The sequence below is a fragment of the Hymenobacter negativus genome, assembly GCF_017571495.1.
Classification (GTDB): Bacteria; Bacteroidota; Bacteroidia; order Cytophagales; family Hymenobacteraceae; genus Hymenobacter; species Hymenobacter negativus.
Window position 1 is genome coordinate 643,261 of the sequence record NZ_JAGETZ010000001.1, and the last position, 22,190, is coordinate 665,450.

At 60.9% G+C, this 22,190-nt stretch carries 19 protein-coding genes; 13 read left to right on the forward strand and 6 right to left on the reverse strand.

Features of this window, described 5'->3' with window-relative positions; genetic code table 11:
* Window position 1 precedes the first annotated feature (1 nt).
* On the reverse strand, window positions 2-1,330 hold the full coding sequence (locus tag J4E00_RS02820) for a replication-associated recombination protein A (RefSeq protein ID WP_208173484.1): 1,329 nt from the start codon (window positions 1,328-1,330) through the stop codon (window positions 2-4).
* 136 nt (window positions 1,331-1,466) lie between these two features.
* On the opposite strand from J4E00_RS02820, the gene J4E00_RS02825 reads away from it, so the two are divergent.
* Window positions 1,467-2,390 (forward strand): DMT family transporter, encoded by a 924-nt coding sequence (locus J4E00_RS02825; RefSeq protein WP_208173485.1) that lies wholly within the window; start codon window positions 1,467-1,469, stop codon window positions 2,388-2,390.
* 137 nt (window positions 2,391-2,527) lie between these two features.
* The gene (locus J4E00_RS02830; protein WP_208173486.1) at window positions 2,528-4,414 is read left to right on the forward strand and encodes a chloride channel protein; all 1,887 of its coding nucleotides are present in this window, start codon (window positions 2,528-2,530) and stop codon (window positions 4,412-4,414) included.
* 62 nt (window positions 4,415-4,476) lie between these two features.
* Here J4E00_RS02830 and rhuM read toward each other — a convergent pair whose 3' ends face one another.
* A complete protein-coding gene (rhuM, locus tag J4E00_RS02835; protein ID WP_208173487.1) occupies window positions 4,477-5,463 on the reverse strand; it encodes a virulence protein RhuM/Fic/DOC family protein in 987 nt (328 codons plus the stop codon).
* A 111-nt stretch (window positions 5,464-5,574) separates the two neighbouring features.
* Window positions 5,575-6,969 carry a dihydrolipoyl dehydrogenase gene (gene lpdA, locus J4E00_RS02840; RefSeq protein WP_208173488.1) on the reverse strand — a complete coding sequence of 465 codons (1,395 nt, stop codon included), beginning with the start codon at window positions 6,967-6,969 and terminating at the stop codon, window positions 5,575-5,577.
* Window positions 6,970-7,195: 226 nt separating this feature from the next.
* Here lpdA and J4E00_RS02845 point away from each other — a divergent pair, with 226 nt between their 5' ends.
* Window positions 7,196-8,104, forward strand: a complete 909-nt coding sequence (locus J4E00_RS02845) for a tetratricopeptide repeat protein (RefSeq protein ID WP_208173489.1) — start codon at window positions 7,196-7,198, stop codon at window positions 8,102-8,104.
* 110 nt (window positions 8,105-8,214) lie between these two features.
* Here J4E00_RS02845 and J4E00_RS02850 read toward each other — a convergent pair whose 3' ends face one another.
* Complete coding sequence (locus J4E00_RS02850) at window positions 8,215-9,456, reverse strand: NAD(P)/FAD-dependent oxidoreductase (protein ID WP_208173490.1); 1,242 nt, start codon at window positions 9,454-9,456, stop codon at window positions 8,215-8,217.
* Between the two features lie 146 nt (window positions 9,457-9,602).
* On the opposite strand from J4E00_RS02850, the gene fabG reads away from it, so the two are divergent.
* From fabG to J4E00_RS02900, 10 genes are all read left to right on the forward strand, one after another.
* The gene (fabG, locus tag J4E00_RS02855) at window positions 9,603-10,352 is read left to right on the forward strand and encodes a 3-oxoacyl-[acyl-carrier-protein] reductase (RefSeq protein ID WP_208173491.1); all 750 of its coding nucleotides are present in this window, start codon (window positions 9,603-9,605) and stop codon (window positions 10,350-10,352) included.
* A gap of 8 nt (window positions 10,353-10,360) precedes the next feature.
* The gene (locus J4E00_RS02860) at window positions 10,361-10,753 is read left to right on the forward strand and encodes a DUF4262 domain-containing protein (RefSeq protein WP_208173492.1); all 393 of its coding nucleotides are present in this window, start codon (window positions 10,361-10,363) and stop codon (window positions 10,751-10,753) included.
* A gap of 111 nt (window positions 10,754-10,864) precedes the next feature.
* A complete protein-coding gene (locus tag J4E00_RS02865) occupies window positions 10,865-11,152 on the forward strand; it encodes a hypothetical protein (RefSeq protein WP_208173493.1) in 288 nt (95 codons plus the stop codon).
* Between the two features lie 74 nt (window positions 11,153-11,226).
* Window positions 11,227-11,838 (forward strand): YiiX family permuted papain-like enzyme, encoded by a 612-nt coding sequence (locus tag J4E00_RS02870; RefSeq protein ID WP_317196586.1) that lies wholly within the window; start codon window positions 11,227-11,229, stop codon window positions 11,836-11,838.
* A 67-nt stretch (window positions 11,839-11,905) separates the two neighbouring features.
* Window positions 11,906-13,987, forward strand: a complete 2,082-nt coding sequence (locus tag J4E00_RS02875; protein ID WP_236049395.1) for a VWA domain-containing protein — start codon at window positions 11,906-11,908, stop codon at window positions 13,985-13,987.
* Between the two features lie 163 nt (window positions 13,988-14,150).
* The gene (locus J4E00_RS02880; protein WP_208173495.1) at window positions 14,151-14,831 is read left to right on the forward strand and encodes an NAD-dependent epimerase/dehydratase family protein; all 681 of its coding nucleotides are present in this window, start codon (window positions 14,151-14,153) and stop codon (window positions 14,829-14,831) included.
* 5 nt (window positions 14,832-14,836) lie between these two features.
* Entirely contained in the window at window positions 14,837-15,970 is a 1,134-nt protein-coding gene (locus J4E00_RS02885) for an MBL fold metallo-hydrolase (RefSeq protein ID WP_208173496.1), read from the forward strand.
* 76 nt (window positions 15,971-16,046) lie between these two features.
* Window positions 16,047-16,718: a pseudouridine synthase gene (locus J4E00_RS02890; RefSeq protein WP_208173497.1), complete on the forward strand. Its 672-nt coding sequence runs from the start codon at window positions 16,047-16,049 to the stop codon at window positions 16,716-16,718.
* Between the two features lie 120 nt (window positions 16,719-16,838).
* Window positions 16,839-18,407 (forward strand): TPM domain-containing protein, encoded by a 1,569-nt coding sequence (locus J4E00_RS02895; RefSeq protein ID WP_208173498.1) that lies wholly within the window; start codon window positions 16,839-16,841, stop codon window positions 18,405-18,407.
* 131 nt (window positions 18,408-18,538) lie between these two features.
* Window positions 18,539-19,498: an alpha/beta hydrolase gene (locus J4E00_RS02900; RefSeq protein WP_208173499.1), complete on the forward strand. Its 960-nt coding sequence runs from the start codon at window positions 18,539-18,541 to the stop codon at window positions 19,496-19,498.
* Between the two features lie 47 nt (window positions 19,499-19,545).
* Here J4E00_RS02900 and J4E00_RS02905 read toward each other — a convergent pair whose 3' ends face one another.
* Both J4E00_RS02905 and J4E00_RS02910 read right to left on the reverse strand, forming a co-directional pair.
* Complete coding sequence (locus J4E00_RS02905; protein ID WP_208173500.1) at window positions 19,546-20,535, reverse strand: SPFH domain-containing protein; 990 nt, start codon at window positions 20,533-20,535, stop codon at window positions 19,546-19,548.
* A 9-nt stretch (window positions 20,536-20,544) separates the two neighbouring features.
* Window positions 20,545-21,870, reverse strand: a complete 1,326-nt coding sequence (locus J4E00_RS02910; protein WP_208173501.1) for a hypothetical protein — start codon at window positions 21,868-21,870, stop codon at window positions 20,545-20,547.
* Window positions 21,871-22,190 lie beyond the last annotated feature (320 nt).

The following is a 22,190-nucleotide window of genomic DNA, read 5'->3' on the forward strand; positions in this document are numbered from 1 at the left end:
CTCAGTAACCGTATTTCTCGCCCCACCAGCCGCGCAGGCGTTCCTGGATTTTGGCTTCGCTGGCATTGTGGCCGGGCTCGTAGAAACGGGTGCCGCTCAGGGCGTCGGGCAGAAACTCCTGCTCCTCGAAGTTGCCTTCGCCGTTGTGCGAGTAGGCGTATTCTTTGCCGTAGCCGAGCTGCTTCATGAGGCGCGTGGGGGCGTTGCGTAAGGGAACCGGCACGGGGTGCACGCCGTGGGCCTTCACCTCGGCCTGGGCGGCGCGGATGGCCATGTAGGAGGCGTTGCTTTTGGGCGAAGTAGCCAGGTAAATGACCGTTTGGGCTAGGATGAGGTCGGACTCGGGCAGGCCGATGACGGTGCAGGCCTGGAAGCAGCTCGTGGCCAGCATCAGGGCGTTGGGGTTGGCGTTGCCGATGTCCTCACTGGCCAGGATGAGCATGCGGCGGGCAATGAACTTCACATCCTCGCCGCCTTCCAGCATTACGGCCAGGTAGTAGAGCGCGGCGTTGGGGTCGGAGCCGCGCATGCTTTTAATAAAGGCCGAAATGACGTCGTAGTGCATTTCGCCGCCTTTGTCGTAGCGGGCCAGTGGGCGCTGGGCCACCTGCTGCACCACCGCATCGGTGATTAGGATGGTTCCTTTCTTATCGGGCGGGGTGCTTTGCACCACAATTTCCAGGAGGTTGAGCAGCTTGCGGGCGTCGCCGCCGCTCAGGGCTAGCAGGGCGTGGTCTTCCTTGAGGCTCACCTTTTTCTGCTGCATCGCGGCGTCCTCCGTCAGGGCCTTTTTCACGAGGCCGCGCAGGGTGTCCGCGCTCAGCGCTTCCAGCACGTACACCTGGCAGCGTGAGAGCAACGCCGGGATGACTTCAAACGACGGATTCTCCGTGGTGGCGCCAATCAGCGTGACGGTGCCGTGCTCCACCGCGCCCAGCAGCGCATCCTGCTGGGCCTTGCTGAAGCGGTGGATTTCATCAATAAAGAGCACCGTACCACGCTGCCGCTTGGCCTTTTCAATGACGTCGCGCACATCCTTCACGCCCGCGTTGATGGCGCTGAGCGCGGAAAATGGCTGCTTCAGCTCCGAGGCCAGCAGGTGGGCCAGGGTGGTTTTGCCCACGCCGGGCGGTCCCCACAGAATGAGGCTGGGCAGCCGGCCGGAGTTCAAATAGCGGCGTAGCACGCCGGTTTCGCCCACCAGGTGCTGCTGGCCGGCATAGTCGGCCAGGCGGCGCGGGCGCTGGCGCTCGGCCAGCGGGGCATCAGGGCCGGGCGCGGCGGCTGGGGTGAAGGCGGTGGGTTCGTCGTCAGGGAAAAGGGAGGACATAGGAAGTAGCGAAATAGCGCGAATCGAAGACGGCGGAGCCAACTTTGTGGTTCGCATTTTAGAACGTTCGGCACCGCAACGAGTTCTGACGGCGCGAAAACGCGAACCACAAAGTTGGCGCTACTCTCCCCTACTTATGCCCAATCAATTCCGCGTGCACGCGGCCCTGTTCTTCGTCGCAGTCATTTACGCGGCCAATTATTCCCTGTCGAAAGACGTGATGCCGCTCTATATGACGCCGTTCGGCATCGTCACGCTGCGGGTGCTGGGCGCGTCGAGCTTCTTTGCGCTGGTGAAATACTTCGTGGCCCCGCAAGACAAAATCATCGGCTGGACCGACAACCGGCGGTCCATTCTCTGCGGCATTTGCGGCATTGGGGTCAATCAGCTGCTGTTTTTTTCGGGGCTGAATTTGACTTCGCCCATCAGCGCGTCGCTGCTCCAGACCATCGCGCCCATTGTGGTGGTCATCGCCTCGGCCATTCTGCTCAGTGAAAAAATCACGCTGCCGCGGGTGCTGGGCATTGCGGTGGGCGCGGCGGGCGCGGCCTCGCTCATCCTCAGCCGCAACGCGCAGGCAGCCATCTACCCGCACGCCACGCTGGGCAACCTGTTTATTCTGGCCAATGCCACGGTGTTTGGCCTCTACCTGGTGCTGGTGCAGCCGCTGATGCGCAAGTACCACGCCTTCACGGTGCTGGCGCGGGTGTTTCTGGTGGGGGCCATCATTGCGGTGCCCTTCGGCTGGCGCGATGCCCTGACGGCCCACTACGCCACTTTCCCGCTCAAAATCTGGCTGGAAATCGGCTACATGGTGGTCTTCCTTACCATCCTGGCCTACCTGCTCAATAACTGGGCGCTGAAATACGCCTCCCCCGCCCTTCTGGGCGTCTATATTTATTTGCAGCCGGTGCTGGCCGTGCTCATTGCCGTGGCCCTGGGCAAAGACCACCTCACTTGGGGCAAAGCCGGACAGGCAGTACTCATCTTCGTGGGGGTGTGGCTGGTAAGCCAGAAACCAAAGGCAGCAGCCGTGCCGGCAGCAGCGGAAACGGTATAGGACTGGGGTTTTCAGGGCCGCGTCTGCGTTGCTTCCCGCATAAAAGTTCCCTTCATGCGGCACTCATTGGGCCTGAGCGAAGTTCGTATAGGTGCTCCTGCCTGTTTGCAGGTGGCCTTTACCTCTTTTTTCGCTCTATGAAACATCCCACGCTTGCGCACGCCGGCATTCCCATTGCCCCCTCCCTCGACTCAACCCTGGCCGATGACGGCGTAAAGCCTCGTCTGGCCCCCGACAAGCAGCGCCTAGTGCGCATTTCGGCCCTGGCGGTGTTGGTCGCGGTCACCATTAGCCTGGTGGCGCGCTTGCTGGTGTACTTGATTAATCTGGTTACCAACCTGGTTTTTCACGGTGATTTTGCGGTAGAGTACCACAGCCCCGCTGATAACCACCTCGGCCTGTGGGTCATTCTGATGCCGGCGCTTGGTGGCCTGGTGGTCAGCCTGATGGCCATTTATGGTTCCAAAGCCATTCGCGGGCACGGCATCCCCGAGGCCATGGAGCAGATTCTGACCAACCAGAGCCGCATCAAGCCCTCCATTATGTACCTCAAGCCGCTATCGGCGGCCATTTCCATCGGTACGGGCGGGCCGTTTGGCGCCGAGGGGCCCATTATTGCCACGGGCGGCGCGCTGGGCTCCACGCTGGGCCAGCTCATCAAAATCACGCATCACGAGCGCAAGGTGCTGCTGGCGGCGGGAGCCACGGCGGGCATGTCGGCCATTTTCGGCACGCCCATCGCGGCGGTTTTTCTGGCTATCGAGCTGCTGCTGTTCGAGTTTTCGCCCCGCTCGCTGCTGCCGGTAGCGCTGGCCTGCATCACGGGCGCGGCCGGGCACCACTTGCTGTTCGAGCAGGGCGCCACGTTCCCCATGCCCACGCTCCTGACGCCCAGCAACGGCGCGCTGGCCATCTACAGCAGCATTGGCTTGCTGGTGGGCCTAGCATCGGTGGGCATCACCAAGCTGGTGTATTTCATTGAGGACCTGTTTGAGGAGCTGCCCATTCACTGGGCGTGGTGGCCGGCACTGGGCGGCCTGGCCGTGGGCGGCATCGGCTACTTCGCCCCCCAAACGCTGGGCGTAGGCTATGAAAACATCACCGCCGTGCTGTCCGGCTCCGCGCCGCTGAGCCTGCTGCTGACGCTGTGCTTTCTGAAGTTCGCCTCCTGGGCCATTTCGCTGGGCAGCGGCACCTCGGGCGGCACCCTGGCGCCGCTGCTCACCATTGGCGGAGCTACGGGCGCGCTGCTGGGCGTGGCCATTCAGCACTTCTTTCCGGGCTCCGATATTGTGCTGCCGCTGGCGGCGCTGGTGGGCATGGCGGCCATGTTTGCAGGTGCCTCGCGGGCGCTGCTCACCTCCATCGTGTTTGCGGTAGAAGCGACGGGCCAGGCGCAGGCACTGCTGCCGCTGCTGGGGGCCTGCACGGCCGCCTACCTGGTATCGTTCCTGATGATGGGCAATACCATCATGACCGAAAAAATTGCCCGTCGCGGCGTGAAAACACCCGTCGACTACGAACCCGACCTGCTCGACAAAGTGAACGTGGCCCGCGTGCTGCAAAATGGCATGGTCGCCATCGGCCTCGACAACAGCATCCGGGAAGTGCGCGAATGGGCCGAGCGCGAAGCCGAGCGCACCGGCCCGCACCTGGTGGTGGTGAACCCTGACGGCGCCTTTGCCGGCATCATTAGCACTGTGGCCCTGGCCGGCTGGCACGCCGACGATGCGGCCCCCATCAGCGCCCTGCTGCAGCCCCGCTCTTCCACCGTGCTGGCCACCGACACCCTCCGCACCGCCGTGGAGCGCATGGCCCGCGAAAACGTGGACGTGCTGCCCGTGCTTGGCAGCGAGGCCCAGGTGAGCGGCATCATCTCCTACCGCGATATCCTGAACGCCTACAAAAACCGCCTCGAAGACGACCGCAGTGTAGTACCCAATCTTTCGCTCAAACGCAAGAGCCTGCGCGTATTGTTACGCGGGCAGGCCATGTTCCAGAAGCAGAAATCGGAGATTGAGTAGCAATCCACTCAAAACTTGCCGACCATTGAATAAAGGCCTTCCGCACACTGCGGGGGGCCTTTTCAGTTATCTTGATTAATCAAATTCACCACCAGCGTTACCATGGTAGCCTTATCCTCTGGCTTACTCTCGGCAATGAGCAGCGTGAGCGCTACCAGCGCGTTATCGGCCAGCCGGCGCGAGCCATCGGGATGGTACAGGCACCGGTTCCGGTCCAGAAACCACACGAATAGGAAGGCCGCAATGCGCTTGTTGCCATCCGAAAACGAGTGGTTTTTCACCACGAAATACAGCAGGTTGGCCGCTTTTTCCTCCACGCTCGGGTATAGGTCTTCGCCGCCAAAACTTTGGTAGATGGACCGGACCGAGCTTTGAAAAGAGGCATCCTTTTCTCGCCCAAAAAGCGCGCTGCCGCCAAACTGCGTACGCAGGCTATCTACGGCTTCCAACCCGGCTTCATAGGTTAGCTCAAAGGGCTCTTCGCTAGCGGTACCGCGCACCCGCAGGCGCTGGTGGTCGTATTGGTCCAGCACATCAAGCGCGCGGGCGTAGTCACCCAGCACCCGCAGTAGCGCATCTGACTGGTCAGAAGTCAGCTCCTGATTAGCTGCTACTTCACCCTGTAGCTGCACCAGCCGCTTGAGGTCGGCCAGCTGGCGGGCGCTTTCGCGCAGGCGCTTCTCGTTGAGTGCATAGCCTTGCACGAGATACTGGCGCAGAATGCTCGTGGCCCACTGCCGGAAGTGGGTACCACGCAAGGACTTCACCCGGTAACCGACAGAGATAATAACGTCGAGATTGTAGTGTTTAACATGGTAGTTTTTACCGTTAGCAACAACTGTCAAGGATTCCTTGACAGTTGAATCTTCGCTTAATTCACCTTCCCGAAAAAGATTCCGAATGTGCAGACTAACGTTCTGCTTGGTCGTATCAAAAAGCTCCACCATCTGCGTCTGCGTCAGCCACACAGTTTCGTGGTCCAGTTGCACTTCGAGTTGCGTTTGCCCATCAGGGGCTTGGTAGAGCAGGATATTATTGGTCAGGTTCATTTAAAAATCCTTGTTGCTGCATACCAAGGTAGTTGATATTAAATATGCTGCAAACGCAAAAAGGCCCAGCTTATTCAGCCGAGCCTTTTTGCTTGTGGTTTTGAGAGAATTCTATAAGTGAATCACCTCGCCGTACGCCGCGGCGGCGGCTTCCATAATGGCTTCAGACATGGTGGGGTGCGGGTGCACCGACTTAATGATTTCCATGCCGGTGGTTTCCAGCTTGCGGGCTACCACTACTTCGGCAATCATCTCGGTCACGTTCGAACCAATCATGTGGGCACCGAGCCACTCGCCGTATTTCTTGTCGAAGATGACTTTCACGAAGCCGTCTTTCACGCCGGCAGCGCTGGCTTTGCCCGAGGCTGAGAAGGGGAATTTGCCCACCAGCACGTCGTAGCCTTTGGCTTTGGCTTCGGCTTCGGTGTAGCCTACGCTGGCGATTTCGGGCGAGGCGTAGGTACAGCCGGGGATGTTCTGGTAGTTGAGCGGCTCGGGGTGGTGGCCGGCAATTTTCTCCACGCAGATGATGCCTTCGGCCGAGGCCACGTGGGCCAGCGCGGGGCCGGGCACGATGTCGCCGATGGCGTAGATGCCGGGCACATTGGTCTGGTAGAAATCGTCCACAATCACGCGGCCGCGCTCTACTTTGATGCCCAGCTCTTCGATGCCGATGTTTTCGAGGTTGGTGGTCACGCCCACAGCGCTCAGCACCACGTCGCACTCAATTACCTGCTCGCCCTTGGCGGTTTTGATGGTCACTTTGCAGCCTTCGCCGGCGGTATCCACCTTGATTACTTCGGCACTGGTGAGCACGTTCACGCCGATTTTGCGGAACGACTTTTCCATCTGGCGCGATACTTCCTCGTCCTCCACCGGCACGATGCGGGGCAGGAACTCCACCACCGTCACCTCCGAACCCATGGTGCGGTAGAAATAGGCAAACTCGACGCCGATGGCGCCGGAACCCACCACCACGAGGCGCTTGGGCAGCTGCTCCATGGCCATGGCTTTGCGGTAGCCAATGATTTTCTTGTTGTCGACGGGCATCGTCGGCAGTTCGCGCGAGCGGGCGCCGGTGGCCAGGATGATGGATTTGGCTTCCACCGTTTCCTTGCTGCCGTCAGCCTTGGTCACTTCTACTTTGCCGGGAGCTACCACTTTGCCGGTGCCCATCACGGTCTCAATCTTATTCTTTTTGAACAGGAAGTTAATGCCCTTGCTCATGCCATCGGCCACGCCGCGGCTGCGCGAAATCACAGCGCCAAAATCATAGCCGACGCCTTCGGCTTTCAGGCCGTAGTCGCTGGCGTGGTTCAAGTATTCAAATACCTGGGCCGATTTGAGCAGCGCTTTCGTCGGAATACAGCCCCAGTTGAGGCAGATGCCGCCCAGCGACTCGCGCTCGATAACCCCCACTTTCAAGCCCAGTTGCGAGGCCCGGATTGCGGCCACGTACCCGCCGGGGCCACTGCCGACCACGACCAAATCAAATTGCAATGCCATAAAATCTGCGAAAGAAAAAAAGTACACCGGGCCCGGCTGGGGGACCCACCCAATTGTGGCCGCAAAGATAGCCGCGCCCTCTTACCGGGCCACACCTGCTCATTGCAACCGTTTGCTTTCGCCAACAAGATTAGGGCGTAATAGGTGCTGGCAGCCAATCTGCTCTTCGTCCCGTATAAGCCTCCGGCTACGGCACAGCTTGCCCGGCCTACTTATTTCTGCTTTTATGAAATCACGTTTTCGCTTCCCTTTGGCGGCCCTTGGGCTGCTTGCTTTCCTCACCAATTGCGCCACCACCGTTACCGAGAAGGAGAAACCCAGCAACACGAGCCAGCTGATGACCGTGCCGGAAGCCACCGGTGCCCGCCGGCCTGATTCGACCGGGGCCGCCACCTCTGCCCCCGATGCCCGCACCACTGGCGAGGCCAATGGCATTGCTGCCACGCCCGCTACCGCCGTAGCCTCCGAAGCCGCGACGGCCGGCACCACGGGCGCTCCGGAAATTCTTTCGGCCGCTGCCGCTTCGGCCGAGCGGGAAAAGGAGAAGAAAATGACCGCGCTCGACTACCGTAACATGCTGGCCAACGCCGATGCCATTCTGAAAGTGGAACCCAAAAGCTCGACCGCTTACCTGCAGCGTGCCAAGGCTAAAAGCTATTTGAAAAACTACGCCGAAGCCCTGCCCGACTACGCCGCCGCCATCCGCTACCAGCGTGACAACCCCGACGCCTACTATAACCGAGGCGTAAACCGCTTGATGATGAAGCAGTACAAGGCCGCAGTTACCGATTTTTCGGGCGCCATCAAGTACCGCCCCGAGGATAAAGAGTCGTACTTCGGGCGGGGCGTGGCCAAAATGCAGTCGTACCAATACAAGTCGGCGGTGGGTGACTTCACTAAAGCCATCCAGTTGGATTCTACTTACGCCGATGCCTGGGAGTACCGCGGCATCAGCTATTCCTCGTTCGATAAGCTCTCGGAAGCTCGCCGCGACCTTGAAAAAGCCGCCCAGCTCAACCCCGAAGCTGCCAAGAGCCTGAAGCGCTACGTGGGCACGGACGAAGGCCACACTCCCATCAAAACGCCCGTTTCCCGCACCACCGGCGGCTACCACCCCAAGCCCGGCCAGCACTAGGAACCTGTGCGCCTATCGTGCGGAACGCAGTGAAGCACCTTATCACGTTGGAACAATTCGTTCAGATGCGATAAGGTGCTTCATTGTGTTCTGCATGGCAGGCAGTTCCGCTACTTCCCGCCGAAAAACAGCTTGAAATAGAAGCTCGGCTTGCGCAGCTGCTCGCGCAAGTCCAAATCCATAAACATCATGGAGAGCGTGGCGGCCAGCGTGGGATTACTCACCGCCCGGTTGGCCACGATGTTGAACAGGCTGGGGAAGTTGAGCAGCCGCTGCATCACGCGGCTTAGGCGCAGCTCCTGGCCGAGGCGATTGTAAACGGCTTTGTCGTAATTCTTGAGGAACACCGGGCTAAAGTCGTTCGTTTTTACTGCCTCAATGGCCCAGATGGCCGCGTGCCGCCCGCTCACCATGGCGTGCGAAATGCCCTCGCCCGAGAAAGGGTCGATGAGCGAGCCAGCATCACCGAGTAGGAAATACCCCGGCCCCGACAGCGCCCGCCGCTTCGAACCCAATGGCAGTCCAAAGCCTTTCACGGAGCCCAGGCGCGTGGCCCCGGCGAAGCGCGGTGCTAAGTCGGGGTGCGTTGTGAGAATCTCGTCTAGGCGCTGGCGCAGATTCACCTTTTTGTCGGCCACGGTCTTCGAGAGCATGCCCACACCCACATTGGCCTGGCCATTGGGCAACGGAAACACCCAGAGGTAGCCGGGCAGGAAATCCTTAATGAAGTGTAACTCGATGAAATTATCGGGGCTCAGGCCGGCTACACCGTCATAGTAGGTGCGCAGGCCGGCGCAGTGGTGGTCGGGCTCGAGGGCATGGCCGGCCACTTTGCGGGCGAATTCAGATTGGGCGCCATTGGCGACGAGTAGCAGACGGCAGGAGGCAATTTCCTGGCCGGCTTTGTCGAGCAGCTGCCAGCCGGTGGGCATGCGCTCGGTACGGGCCACGTCCACATTCTCGCGGAAATCAATTTCGGGGCGCTGGCGCACTTCTTCGACCAGGAAATTATCGAAGTCGATGCGTTTGGCCACGTGGCCGGCAGTGGGGTCGTGGGCTTTGTCGAACTTGGGCTTGAAGGGGATGCTGAGCTTGCGGCCGTTGGGCGCGATGAAGTCGATACCCCAGCTCGGAATCTGAATGGGAGCGGCGGCCAGTTTGGCGTGCAGGCCGGGCTCGATGCGCTTCAACTCGTTGATGACCTTGCCGCTGAGGGCGTCGCCGCAGGTTTTGTCGCGCGGGAAAGCGGCGCGGTCCAAGAGCAGGCAGCGCTGGCCGGCATTGGCGAGGTGCAGGGCGGCGGTGGCCCCGCCGGGGCCCGCGCCCAGAATACAGATGTCGTGGTGGGGCATAATGGTGGGGCGAAGTTAGGTTGCTGTAGCGCGTAGTAGCGCGAACTTTTAGTTCGCGTCCCCCGCACCGTTAAAGCCCTGTGCGAGTCGTTTGGAGACGCGAACTGAAAAGTTCGCGCTACGTCCGCGCTACTTACCTTCGCCCCATGACCAACACACTCACCGGAAAAGTAGCCCTCGTAACGGGTGCTTCCAAAGGAATTGGCCGCGCCATCGCGGCGCATTTTGCCCAGCTCGGCGCCGATGTCGCCTTCACCTATTTGTCGTCCGTGGAGAAGGGCCAGGCCCTCGAAACCGAGCTTTCGGCTGCGGGCACCAAGGTGAAAGGCTACCGCTCCGACGCCTCTGACTACGCCCAGGCCGAACAACTCGTCACCGATGTGGTGGCGGATTTTGGCAAGCTCGACATCCTCGTTAATAACGCCGGCATCACCCAGGATGGCCTGCTGATGCGCATGAGCGAGGAGCAGTGGGACAACGTCCTCACCGTCAACCTCAAGTCCGTATTTAATCTGACGAAAGCCGCCACCAAGCCCATGATGCGCGCTAAGGCCGGCTCCATCATCAACATGACCAGCGTGGTGGGCATCAAGGGCAACGCCGGGCAGGCCAACTATGCCGCCAGCAAGGCCGGCATCATTGGCTTCACTAAATCGGTGGCCTTAGAACTGGGCTCGCGCAACATTCGCTGCAACGCCATTGCCCCCGGCTTCATCGAAACCGAAATGACCGATGCCCTCGACCCCAAGCAGGTAGACGAGTGGCGCAAGGCCATCCCGCTCAAGCGCGGCGGCCGGCCCGAGGACGTAGCCAAGGCCACGGCGTTTCTGGCTTCTGATGATTCGGCCTACATCACCGGTCAGGTGTTGCAGGTGGACGGCGGAATGCTGACGTAGAAGAAACGATGGCCACGCCGGAAGAACACGCTGCGCATAATGCAGAAGCGGAGCAGCGGATTCTCAGTGATGTGAAGGAGCATGGGTTTCATGTTGCGCTGTTTAATGGCGACGGCTACTCTCCCAGCTTCGCCTATACAATCGGCCTATATAAAACGTATGGGTACCCCGAGCTTATTTGTTTTGGCTTTGGGCTAGATTTATTGCATTCGGTGCTTTGGGAGGGCAAAAGGCTGCTGGACAAGCAGCCCAAGCCCGACCTTGGTGTTGGCTATCCTGATTTTCTGCAGGACTTCGACATGCGTTTTGTAATCGTAGACCCAACTCGCTACCAGGATTATTTCGGCTACGCTGCGTGGTTTTACGATAGCTGGGATTTTCCGGCGCTGCAAACTGTATGACCCGACAAACAAGCACTTTATCCGTGGGATGATGGCTTCAATCCTGATTGGAAAGCTGCCCAGCCGCTACTTGACCGGGACCATAACTTCAAATTTCGGGAGGACCGGAATTTGGGTGTTTACACCACACGTCCGGTTTTAGAAGGTTTGCCGATTCTGCGCGTAGTCCACGACGACGATGGCAGCTGGCAGTTTCTTTGCGATACAACTTATGACGTGGCCGACTTAAAAGTGGTCGCGTTAGAGGCAATAGTAAAACGCGACCCAACGGTCAATGAGTTATTTCAGCTGAATTACGGCTGGCACGCATTGCGGGAAGCAGTGGGCGAAAAATGGCAAACCGCAGAACATGAAATAGAAGAAGAGGACGATACTGAAGACATAGAAGAAACGGAGTGATAAATTACTGCTAGTGCCCCATGTCCATTCCCCGGAAATTTCTAATCCCGCTACCGATTCTCCTGCTTCTTTTCGTGCTGGCATTAAAGCCCATTCGGCGTGCCTACAGCCACACGTTCGGCCAGGCGGCGGCCGACCGCAAATTGCTCCACGACGGCGACCTGATTTTCCATACCTCCAAGTCGGAGCAGAGTCGCGCTATTCAACTGGCCACGCATTCGCCCTACAGCCACTGCGGCTTGGTTTGCCAACAAAATGGCGAATGGATGGTACTGGAAGCCGTGCAGCCAGTAAAATTCACCTCGTTGCGCAAGTGGATAATCCGGGGTAAAGGCGACCATTATGTAGTGAAACGGCTCCGCGACGCCGATAAAGCGCTGACTCCGCAAGCCTGGCAGCGGATGCTGGCCGCTGGGCAAACCATGCTGGGCCGCGACTATGACCTGACCTTCGGCTGGTCTGACGACCGGATTTATTGCTCTGAGCTCATCTGGAAAGTGTATGAGCAAGGCATGCACCGGAAAGTCGGCCAACTCCAGCAGTTGCGCGATTTTGACCTGAGCAACCCCGCTGTGAAAGCCAAATTGACCGAGCGATACGGCAACAACTTGCCGCTGAACGAAACGGTGATTTCACCGGTCAGCATCTTCAACAGTCCCGAACTGGTTACCGTGCTGAGCCGTTGATGCAACGGGAGGCTGCAACTTTCACGGCGCAGACCGACCTTTAGCGCTGATTCAATCCGACTTTCGTTTGCTGACCACCCAATATTCTCCCTGGCTCATCCTCGTCTGCCTGCTCGTGGGCGCGGGCTACGCTGCCCTGCAATACTCGGCCAAAGCGCCCTGGAGCAAGCGCCTGAACTACGCGCTGGCGGCGTTGCGCTTCGCCGTGGTGAGCTTCCTGTGCTACCTGCTGCTGGGCCCCGTCATCAAAACCACTACCACGCGCACCGAGCAGCCCACCGTGGTGCTGGCCGTTGATAACTCGCAGTCGGTGGAGCTGTTTACGCCCAAAAACGTGCTCAGCCAGACTACCGGCGGCCTCGCCAAACTGGCCGAAACCTTGCGCGGCCGGGGCTTCACCGTCGAAACCCGGACGCTGACAGCCCCGACGGGCCGCCCGGCCCGGCTCGATTCGCTGCGCTTTTCGGCCACCACCACCGACCTCGACCAGCTGCTAGCCGGCACCCGTGAAGCGTATGATGGCCGCAACCTGGCCGGCGTGGTGCTTGTGTCCGATGGCCTCGTGAATCAGGGCCGCAGCCCGGCGTACTCGGAGTTCAGCTTCCCGATTTACAGTGTGGCGGTGGGCGACACCATTCCCAAGAAGGACCTGCGCCTCACCGGCCTCACCTATAACCGGGTGGCGTTTAGTGGCAATAAATTCCCGATTGAAGCCGAATTGGGCTTTGAAGGGTACGCGGGCGGCGCGGCCACCGTGGAGCTGCGCGATGGCAGCAAGGTGCTCGACAGCCGCCGGGTGGCCCTGCCCGCCGGTCGCCGCCGGGTGCGGACTACCTTCCAAATTACGGCACCCGCGCCGGGCAAGCGCCGCTACAACGTCCGCATCGTGCCCCAGCCGGGCGAGTTTACCGAACTAAATAACCAGCGCACTGCCTTCATCGAAATCGTGAAGGGCAAGCTGCGGGTGTTGCTGGCCGGCGCGGCCCCGCACCCCGATTTGAAAGCCCTGCGCGCTGCCATTTTGGCCAACGACAATTTCGACCTGACCCTGGCCATTTCCGGCGTGCAACCCCTGAAAGCGGGTGCTGATTTCGATGTGGCCATTCTGCACCAACTGCCGGCTCAGGGCGGGCTCGGCAACGAGATTCTGGCCCAGGTGAAAGCCCGCAAAACGCCTGCGTTCTACGTTTTGGGCGCACAATCGGACCTGGGGGCGTATAATCAGCTCGGGGCCGGCCTCACCATTCAGCCGCGCGGGGCCCAGACCGATGAGGTGACGCCCGTGCCCAACCCCGGCTTCGCCCGCTTTGCCACGGACGAGGAATCGGCCCGCCGCTTTGCGCAATACCCGCCCGCGCCCGTGCCGTTTGGCGACTACCGCCTGGGGCCCGGGGCCGAGGCCGCGCTCTGGCAGCAGGTGGGCCGCGTGCCCACCCAGAAGCCGCTGCTGGTGTTCGGCGGGCCGGCCACGCAGCGGCAGGCCACGCTGCTCACCGACGGCAGCTGGCAGTGGCGTCTGAGCGAGGCCGTGGCCCACGACGACAAGCCCGAAGCCTACGACCGCCTCATCATTCGCACGCTCCATCTCCTGACCCAAAACGCCAACAAAAAGCGCCTCGACGTGTACCCCACGCAGGACGCCTTTGGCACCCAGGACGACGTGACGCTGGGCGCGGAGACCTACAACGCCGTGTTCGAGCGCCTCTACAACCAAAAAATCGACCTGGTTTTAACTGACGAAAAGCAGCAAGCCCGCCGCTTCAGCTTCGCTAATGCGGAGGACGGCTCGCCCCTGCACCTGGGGCCGCTGCCGGCCGGCCTCTACCGCTACCAGGCCCGTGCTACCCTCGGCGGCCAAGCCCAGCAGGACGCTGGTGAACTGCTGGTGCAGTCGCAGCCCCTGGAAGCTTTGGAATCGAAGGCCGACCATAACCTGCTGGCGCAGCTCTCGCGCCGCAGTGGCTCACAGCTGTACTACCCCGCCCAGTTCGATAAATTGGCCCAGGACATCGCCAAGGCTAACTACAAGCCGGTAATTACGGCCGAGGAAGACCTGAAAGACCTGATAAATCTGAAGTGGATTTTCTTCGTCATTCTGGCCTTTCTGACGGTGGAATGGGCCGTGCGGAAGTACTCGGGAAGCGTATAAATCTGAACGGTGTAGAGGCGCGACACTTCGCGTCTCGGCGTCAGAGTCGTTGCGAATCGCTCAACGGAGACGCGAAGTGTCGCGCTTCTATACCGTTCTTTTAGCTTGTTCGTAAAGTAGAACCGACCCCAAAACGTCCTCCCTCCTACTTTACTGAACTACTATGAAAATCCGAGCCATTATCACCGGGGCCACCGGCATGGTGGGTGAGGGCGTTCTGCTCGAATGCCTGCAAAACCCCAACGTGGAGCACGTGCTGGTGCTCACCCGCAAGCCCACGAACCGCACCCACGCTAAAATGACCGAGCTGCTGGTGCCCGATTTGGCTAATCTGAGCGCCGTGGAAAGCCAACTAACGGGTTACAACGCCTGCTTTTTTTGCGCCGGCATCTCTTCCGTGGGTATCTCGAAGGAGGAATACGAGCGCATCACCCACGACATGACGTTGGCCGTGGGCGAAACCCTGGTCCGCCTGAACCCCGACCTCACGTTCATCTACGTGTCGGGCGTGGGCACCGACAGCGCCGAAAAAAGCAGCCAGCACTGGGCCCGCGTGAAGGGCCGCACCGAAAACGAGTTGCTGGCCCTGCCCTTCCGGGCCGCCTATATGTTCCGGCCGGGCTTTATGAAGACCACCGAGGGCCAGCGCAATATCCTGAAATGGTATCCGGCCATTGCCTGGCTCTACCCAGTGGCCCGGCGGCTGGCCCCGCAGTATGTGAGCACGATGCGCGAAGTGGGCCGCGCCATGATAAACGCGGCCGATTTCGGCTACTCCAAACCCGTGCTCGAAGTGCGCGATATTGTGGCGCTGGCCTACGGCAAAGCAGCCCCGCGCGACTAAATCCCATGCGCAAACCCCTCAAAATCCTCCTTATGACGACTGGCGGCATCCTCGGCACCCTGCTCATTGCGGTGGTGGCTTTCACCGGCCTCAGCCCGCAGCTGGGCGGCAAGCCTACCCAGACCGACAAGGAAGCCTATGCCAAATCGGGCCATTACAATGCGAAGGAGGGCGAATTTGTGAACATGATTCCAACCCGGGAACTGACCGGCAGTAGCATGCCGAAGGTGATGTGGCAGTTCCTGTTCCACAAGGCCCCCAATGCCACACCGCCCGGCCCGCTCCCGCAGCAACCGCTCGATTCGCTGGCCATCACCCGCAAAACGCCCGAGATGGCGCGCGTGACGTGGTTCGGCCACTCGGCCAGCCTGGTAGAACTGGCCGGCCAGAACATCCTGCTCGACCCCATGCTGAGCGTGGAAATGGGCCCTGTGAGTTGGGCCACGCCCAACCGCTACAACCGTAGCGTGGCCATCACCCCGGAAAAGCTGCCGCCCATTGCCGCCGTCCTCATCTCGCACGACCACTACGACCACCTCGACTACGCCACCATCCACAAAATCAAGGATAAAGTGGGGCATTTTTACGTGCCGCTGGGCATCGGGCCGCACCTGCGCCGCTGGGGCGTGGTGAATGAGAAAATCGTGGAAATGAACTGGGGCGACAGCACGCGTCTGGCCAACGGCCTCGTGCTGCGCTGCACGCCCAGTCGCCATTTTTCGGGCCGGGGCTTGGGCAACCGCAACTCCACCCTCTGGTGCTCCTGGGTAATGCAGGCCCCCGCCAAGCGCGTATTCTACACCGGCGACGGCGGCTATGGCCCGCACTTCGCCGCCATCGGCCAGCAGTACGGCCCCTTCGATTTGGCCCTGGTGGAATGCGGCCAGTACGATGCCAACTGGGCCGACATCCACATGCGCCCCGAGCAGAGCGTGCAGGCCGCCCGCGACGTGCGCGCCGCCGTGATGCTGCCCGTGCACTGGGGTGCTTTCACCGAAGCCAATCACGGCTGGAACGAGTCCGTGACCCGCGCCACCGCCGAGGCGGCGCGCCTGGGTCAGCCGATAACGACGCCACATTTGGGCGAGCCGATAACTTTGGGCACCGCGCTGCCGAAAGAGCGGTGGTGGGAGAAGTAGCGCGAACTTTGTAGTTCGCGTCCCCGCGCCGTCATACCGATTATCGTCCGGGACGCGGACTACAGTCCGCGCTACTATGCGTTATATCCTGCTCAACAAGCCCTACGAAGTCCTCACCCAGTTCACCGACGAGCACGGCCGCACCACGCTCAAGGATTTCGTGCCGGTGCCCGACGTGTACCCCGTGGGCCGGCTCGATTTCGATAGCGAAGGCCTGCTCTTGCTCACCGACGACAAGCAGCTCCAGCACCGCCTGAGCGACCCCAAATTCAAGGTCCTGAAAACTTACTGGGCGCAGGTCGAAGGCCTTGTTTCGGCAGTAGCGTTGGAGCAGCTGCGGCGCGGCGTGCAGATAAAAGAAGGCCTCACCGCCCCCGGCAAGGCGGCTGAATTGCATGAGCCGGGCCACCTTTGGCCGCGCAACCCGCCCATCCGCTACCGGGCCAGCATCCCCACCAGCTGGCTGGAAATCCAGATTTCGCAGGGCATGAACCGGCAGGTGCGTAAGATGTGCGCAGCCGTGGGCTTGCCGTGTTTGCGGCTGGTGCGGGCCGCTATTGGGCCGCTGGGCCTGGGCAACTTGCAGCCCGGCCAGTGGCGCGACCTCACGGCGGCAGAAGTGGCGGAACTGCGGCAGCTAAGCACGGCGGCGCGCCCGGAAAAGCCGTCGGGACCAGTTCGGGGCCGAAACCCGAACATTGCTTCGGCGCAGTTTCCCCGGAGAGGGGGCACCAGGCGCGGGCACTAGGCAGGCAGCAACAGTGTAGCCCCGTTCGCCAGCGACTTTAAACCCGGCCGCTCAACTGGGGGTATAAACGCTACCATGCTGCTGCCAGCATGCCTTTCCGCTCGCTCTTTTTCTGATTTGATGGTTTGCCGACACCTGTACCTCGTCCTTCTATCGGCCTGCCTGGGCCTGTTGCTCACGGCCTGTGGCACGCCGGAAGCCCCCCCGGCTGACTATGCCAACTACCTGACCCGGATTCCCGACCCCAAAACCTTGGGCGAAGCCTACGTCAGTGACCCCGACACCATTTTGGCGACGGCTACGGTGCAGGAACTGAACGCCACGCTGCAAGCCCTCGACCAGTCGGGCCGGGCGCACATCGACGTGGTTCTCGCCCGGAGCATTGGGGAGACCGTGCCCAAAACGGCCGCTACCGCGCTGTTCGACCGCTGGAAAATCGGCGACAAGAGCAAGGACAACGGCTTGCTGGTGCTGCTGGTGCTGGACCAGCGCCGCATCGAATTTGAAACCGGCTACGGCCTGGAAGCCGACCTGCCCGATGCCATTTGCTACCGCATCCAGCAGCGCGACATGGTGCCGCTGATGCGCGCCGAGCACTACGACGAGGCCGTGCAGGCAGGCGTGGGCGCCATCATCCAGCAGCTCAATCCCGATTCGGCACAGTCGGCCCGCGACAAGTTTAAAGCGGACAGCGCCCTCCTTTTTCAGGACCCTTACGACGCCATCATGGAAGTTCCGCAGCCTTCCATAACGGACTTAAACCAGCAGCTGGACCGCCGGGAAGCGGCCTCCGATAAGGCCGTGTCGGGGCTATTTAGCCTCATTGGGACCGTTGCGGCAGGCTTACTGTGCCTAGTGCTGTACGGGCTGCTGTGGGAACACATGACGGCAGTAGGCGGGCTGGTGCGGGGGCTTTTTGTGGTTTGCCTGGTGCTCACGCTGGGGCTTGTGGTGGTGGCTTTTTTCGCGCACCTGCCCAACGTCTGGGTTCTTTTTCCGCTGGTGTATGGGCCGCCACTCCTCTACGTGCACGCCTATCTGGCGGTGGTGAACGTGCGGGCGCGGGCCGTGTATGCGCCGCAGGGCCGCCACGCCCTGCACGAATACCTGCACGAAGCTCATTATAAGCTCGACTTTACGGCCGTCGCGTTTCCGGTGCTGCTGGCGCTGTACTGGCCCTGGCACCGCCGCCGCATGCAGCAGCTGCGTGATGCTCCCTACGCCTGCCCCACTTGTGCTACCCCCATGCACCGGCTGAGCGAAAAAGACGACGATGAGCACATGGAACTGGGCCAGGTGGCCGAGGAAATGGTGAAGTCGGTGGACTACGACGTATGGCAGTGCGACCAGTGCCACGAGCAACTGGTGTTCGGCTACCGCAACCTGACGAGCAGTGCCCAGCCCTGCCCAGAGTGCCACCACCGCACCTATCGCCCCAAGCGCAAGCAGGTGGTGCAGGCAGCTACCCGGTCGGCCGAGGGCTGGGGCTGGCAGCATTTCAAGTGCGAATACTGCGGGCACGAACATCAGGAAAAATATACCATTCCGCAGCTTCCTTCGCCGTCTAACAACTCTTCCGGTGGCGGCTCCTCCTCGTCGTGGAGCAGTGGCAGCAGCAGTTCCAGTAGCAGCAGCTCCTCCAGCAGCGGCGGCTCATCGGGCGGCGGCGGGGCGGGCAGCAGCTGGTAAGCGAATGGCTGTTTACTTTAAATGGTAGGGATGCGATACTTCGCGTTTCAGCGTTAGGCGATGGCGCCAGAATAAACGGCGCGCACAATAAGACGCGAAGTATCACGTCTCTACATCGCCCATTTGCCCCCATGAAAACCCGCTTCCGCCGACGGCTACTCCTGCTGTTCCTGTTTGCCTTCGGCGCCATGAATGCCGTGGCCTTTTTCCACGCCTGGCGCTTCACGCATTTCGCCAACGAGCCCGGCCTGCACTCGCCCAACCCCGAGCAGCTCGGCCCCGGCCAGAAGCTCTGGCTGCTGTTCACCGGCATTCGCAACCCGAAGCCACAGAACGGCCCCAAGCCCAGCTTCCCGGTCAAAACCGTCACCATTACCAGCCCCAACGGCCCGCTTGAAGCCTGGTACGCCCGGCCCGACAGCGGCCGGGCGCGCGGTACCGTAGCCCTGTTTCACGGCTACACCAGCAGCAAGTCGCACCTCACCCACGAGGCCGGCTACTTCCGCCACCTGGGCTACGCCGTGCTACTCGTGGACCAGGCCGGCAACGGCAACTCCGCCGGTTTTCGTACCACCGTAGGCTACCGCGAGGCCGACGATGTGGCCGCCACCGTGCATTACCTGCGCACCCGGCACCCCGTCGATTCGCTCATTCTCTATGGCGTGAGCATGGGTGCCGTGGCCATCATGCGGGCCGAGGCCGAACTGGGCGTGCGCCCCTCCGCCAATATCCTGGAATGCCCCTACGGCAACATGCGCCAAACCGCCTACAACCGCTTCGAATCCATGCACGTTCCCGGCTTCCCGATGGCTGATTTGCTGGTGTTCTGGGGCGGCGCGCAAAACGGGTTCTGGGCTTTCGGCCTCAATGCCGAGCGCTACGCCACCCAAATCCAAACGCCCACCCTCCTGCTCTGGGGCACCGCCGACCCGCGCGTGACCCGCGCCGAAACCGATGCCATCTTCACCCACCTGGCCGGGCCCAAAATGCGCCACGATTTCCCAGGCGTTGGCCACGAACCGTACTGGAAGCGCTACGGGGCCGATTGGGAGCAGCAGCTTCACGCATTTCTAACAGCCGCGGCCCATTAATGCATCCTGCCTCATCCGCACGTTCGCCACGCTTGTGAAGCCGGGATTTATAGCTTGGCTAGCCACTCTTTCTTCTTTGCTTCGAATTCTTCCGGGGTGAGAATGCCTTCGTCGAGCAGGCGCTTCAGCTTTTGCAGCTGTGCTACGGGGTCGGGCGCATCAGGTGCCGGGGTGGAGCCGAATGCTTTGCTCAACTCCAAGCCCGCGCCAAGCTGGGCGCCCACGCCGGCCAGGCCGCCGGTGTTGCGTGCGGCGTCGCGCAAGGCACTGAGCTTCTGCGATTCGGCGTAGCTCAGCGAACCCTCGGCAGCTGCCAGGGTGGCCGCCCGCATATCGGCAATCTGCTTGATGCGCGCCTGGGTGTCTTTGTCAAACGCTGTCCCGGACAGCTTAAAATCGGTCAGCTCAAAGCCAAGCCCGGCAAACTCGGCATTTAGCGCGGCACGCAAAGCAGCCGATAGCTGCGCCAGCTGCGAGTCGATGACCTGGCAAGAAATAGCCGCTGCCGCAATGCCCACCACCACGTGCTGCCCAATGCGGGCCTGTATCAGGGTGCGGGCTTCCGAGGCCGTATAGGCATCACGCGAGCCCACAACTTCAGCAAAGAAGCGCTGGGCATCCACGATTTTAAACGAGTAGCTGCCGTGCATGCCCATTTCCACGGGAAATCCATAGACCGGGTCCACGTACTTCACGGGCGTGGCGGTGCCCCAGGGCTGGCTCACTACCTCGGCCTGACGGAAGAAGTAAACGCGCAGCTTGTGCTCACTTTCAAACCCTTGCCGCAGCCTGAGCAAGCTGGTGATGAAAGGGTGGTTGGCGGTGTCGAGTGGGTAAAGGCCCTCCTCGGTCAGCACGGCGGTCACCTGGCCTTCGTACACCAGTAGGCAGCCCTGCCCCGGTGCTACCAGCAGCTTGCTGGCATTTTTGATTTCGGCAGTGGGCGCCGGGTAGCGGTACACCAGCAGGTCGGGGGCCTGGTTGGGCCACTCAATTACGGAGGCAAACTGCGCGGACAGAAAGTTTTTTAAGCCCATGGCGGTTAGTTATTCAATTTTGAAGCGGCTGATAATCTTACCGGCAGTGTTGAGTACGATACTGGTCGGCCCGTAGCCAATACCCAGAAAGCCGTCTTTGCAAGGCACCAGCTGGTGCACTTCCGCTTGCTTGTCGAGCGGAGTGGTCCAGCGCACCTGGCCCGTGGCGGGGTCCAGGCACTGCAGGTTGAGGGGCGCTTCCGGCGCGGGCGTCGCGCGGGTAGTAATGAGCACGTTTTGCGCGTCGGAATAGAGCAGCGTGGGCTTAAAGTAGAGGCGACCGGGGGTAAGGTCGCGGTACGACGTGACGCGGTAGTAGTCGGCGCTGCTCATGTCCTCGTTGCGGTATTCTATTACGTTGGTATCCGGGTTGTTGCCGGTGGGAACCTGTGAGCACATCACATTTTCACAGAGGTGTTTCGGGCCGCCGCCGTTGTCTTTGAATTTGATTTGCAGCAGCTTCACCGGGGTGCCTTTGCAGCTGGGGTTGGGGTCGGTGAAGGTAAAGGACGTTTTGAGCGTGGCACCGGGCAGCAGTTTGTCAAATCCGCTATCTGCGTCGTCCAGTTCGGTCTCGGTGTAAATACGGTTTACCAGCGGGTAGTAAAACAAGCTCTTGCCATCGTTGGTGAGCAGAACCAGTCCATCGCCGTCGTTGGAAGACATGAACTGCACGCTGGCCACGCCGGCCCGCAACGCGGGCTGCCGCTCAAACCACTCTTTACCGGTCACCACCAGCCGTAGCGCAGCTTTGTCCACCACATACAGCGTGGTTTTATTGACAATGATATACTGCCGACCATCGGAGAAAGTCCGGGCCTCGACCTCAGTCGATGACGCAGGCGGCCCGTCGAGCCGCTGCGTGCTAAGTTCTTTGTGCTTCAGCGGGTCGTAGAACGTGATGTACGGTCCGTTTTCCGCCTTATCGGATTCATTCCGGTAGCTTCGGGTTGCCAGCACCAGCAGCAGTGGCTGCCCGTCGGTTCCGGCCAGGGGCACCGTCTTTTCGATTCTGCCATAGTACGTGTTGAGGTAAGCGCCGGGCAGGTCCGTAGCGCTTGGAACGGTGGTACCACTGCGGCCAATCCGCATTGCCAGAAAGGCCAAAGCTGCTGCCACCACGAAGAGCACGCCCCTCGCCACAGGACTCAGCCGGGCTGCGGGCGCAGGCACCGCCGGTGGCTGGTAGGTGTGGTTGTGCTGAATGATGAGCCGGTTCTCGTCCAGGAAGTAGTCTGTCTGGCAGCTATTGCAGCGGTAGCTTCCGGGCTTAAGCTCTGTTTTATGCGGGCTGCCGCACTGCGGACATTTAATTGCTTTTATCTCGGTAGCCATTACTCGAAAAACAAACTAGTGGGGAGCAGAGCAAGCGCTAATAACCAGCCACTCCAGCGCTGAGTACCAGTTAAAGGAAGGCCTATGCCTCGCCGCGTTGGTTCTAGCACGGGACACCAACGCACTCATACTCCTCACCCTGGTTACGCCCCATATAGAGGCCAAAGGTACAGACCAAGGCACTACACCCTTGTGTTTTCGCCCACCCGACCGGTTCCAGAACCTGGCACAGTTTCGCGGGCGCCAGCTGTGGTCCCTGCAGGTGTCGCGCTCCGGCCTCTGGCAGCAGCAGATTCGGTCGCTTCAATTGACCGGCGCCC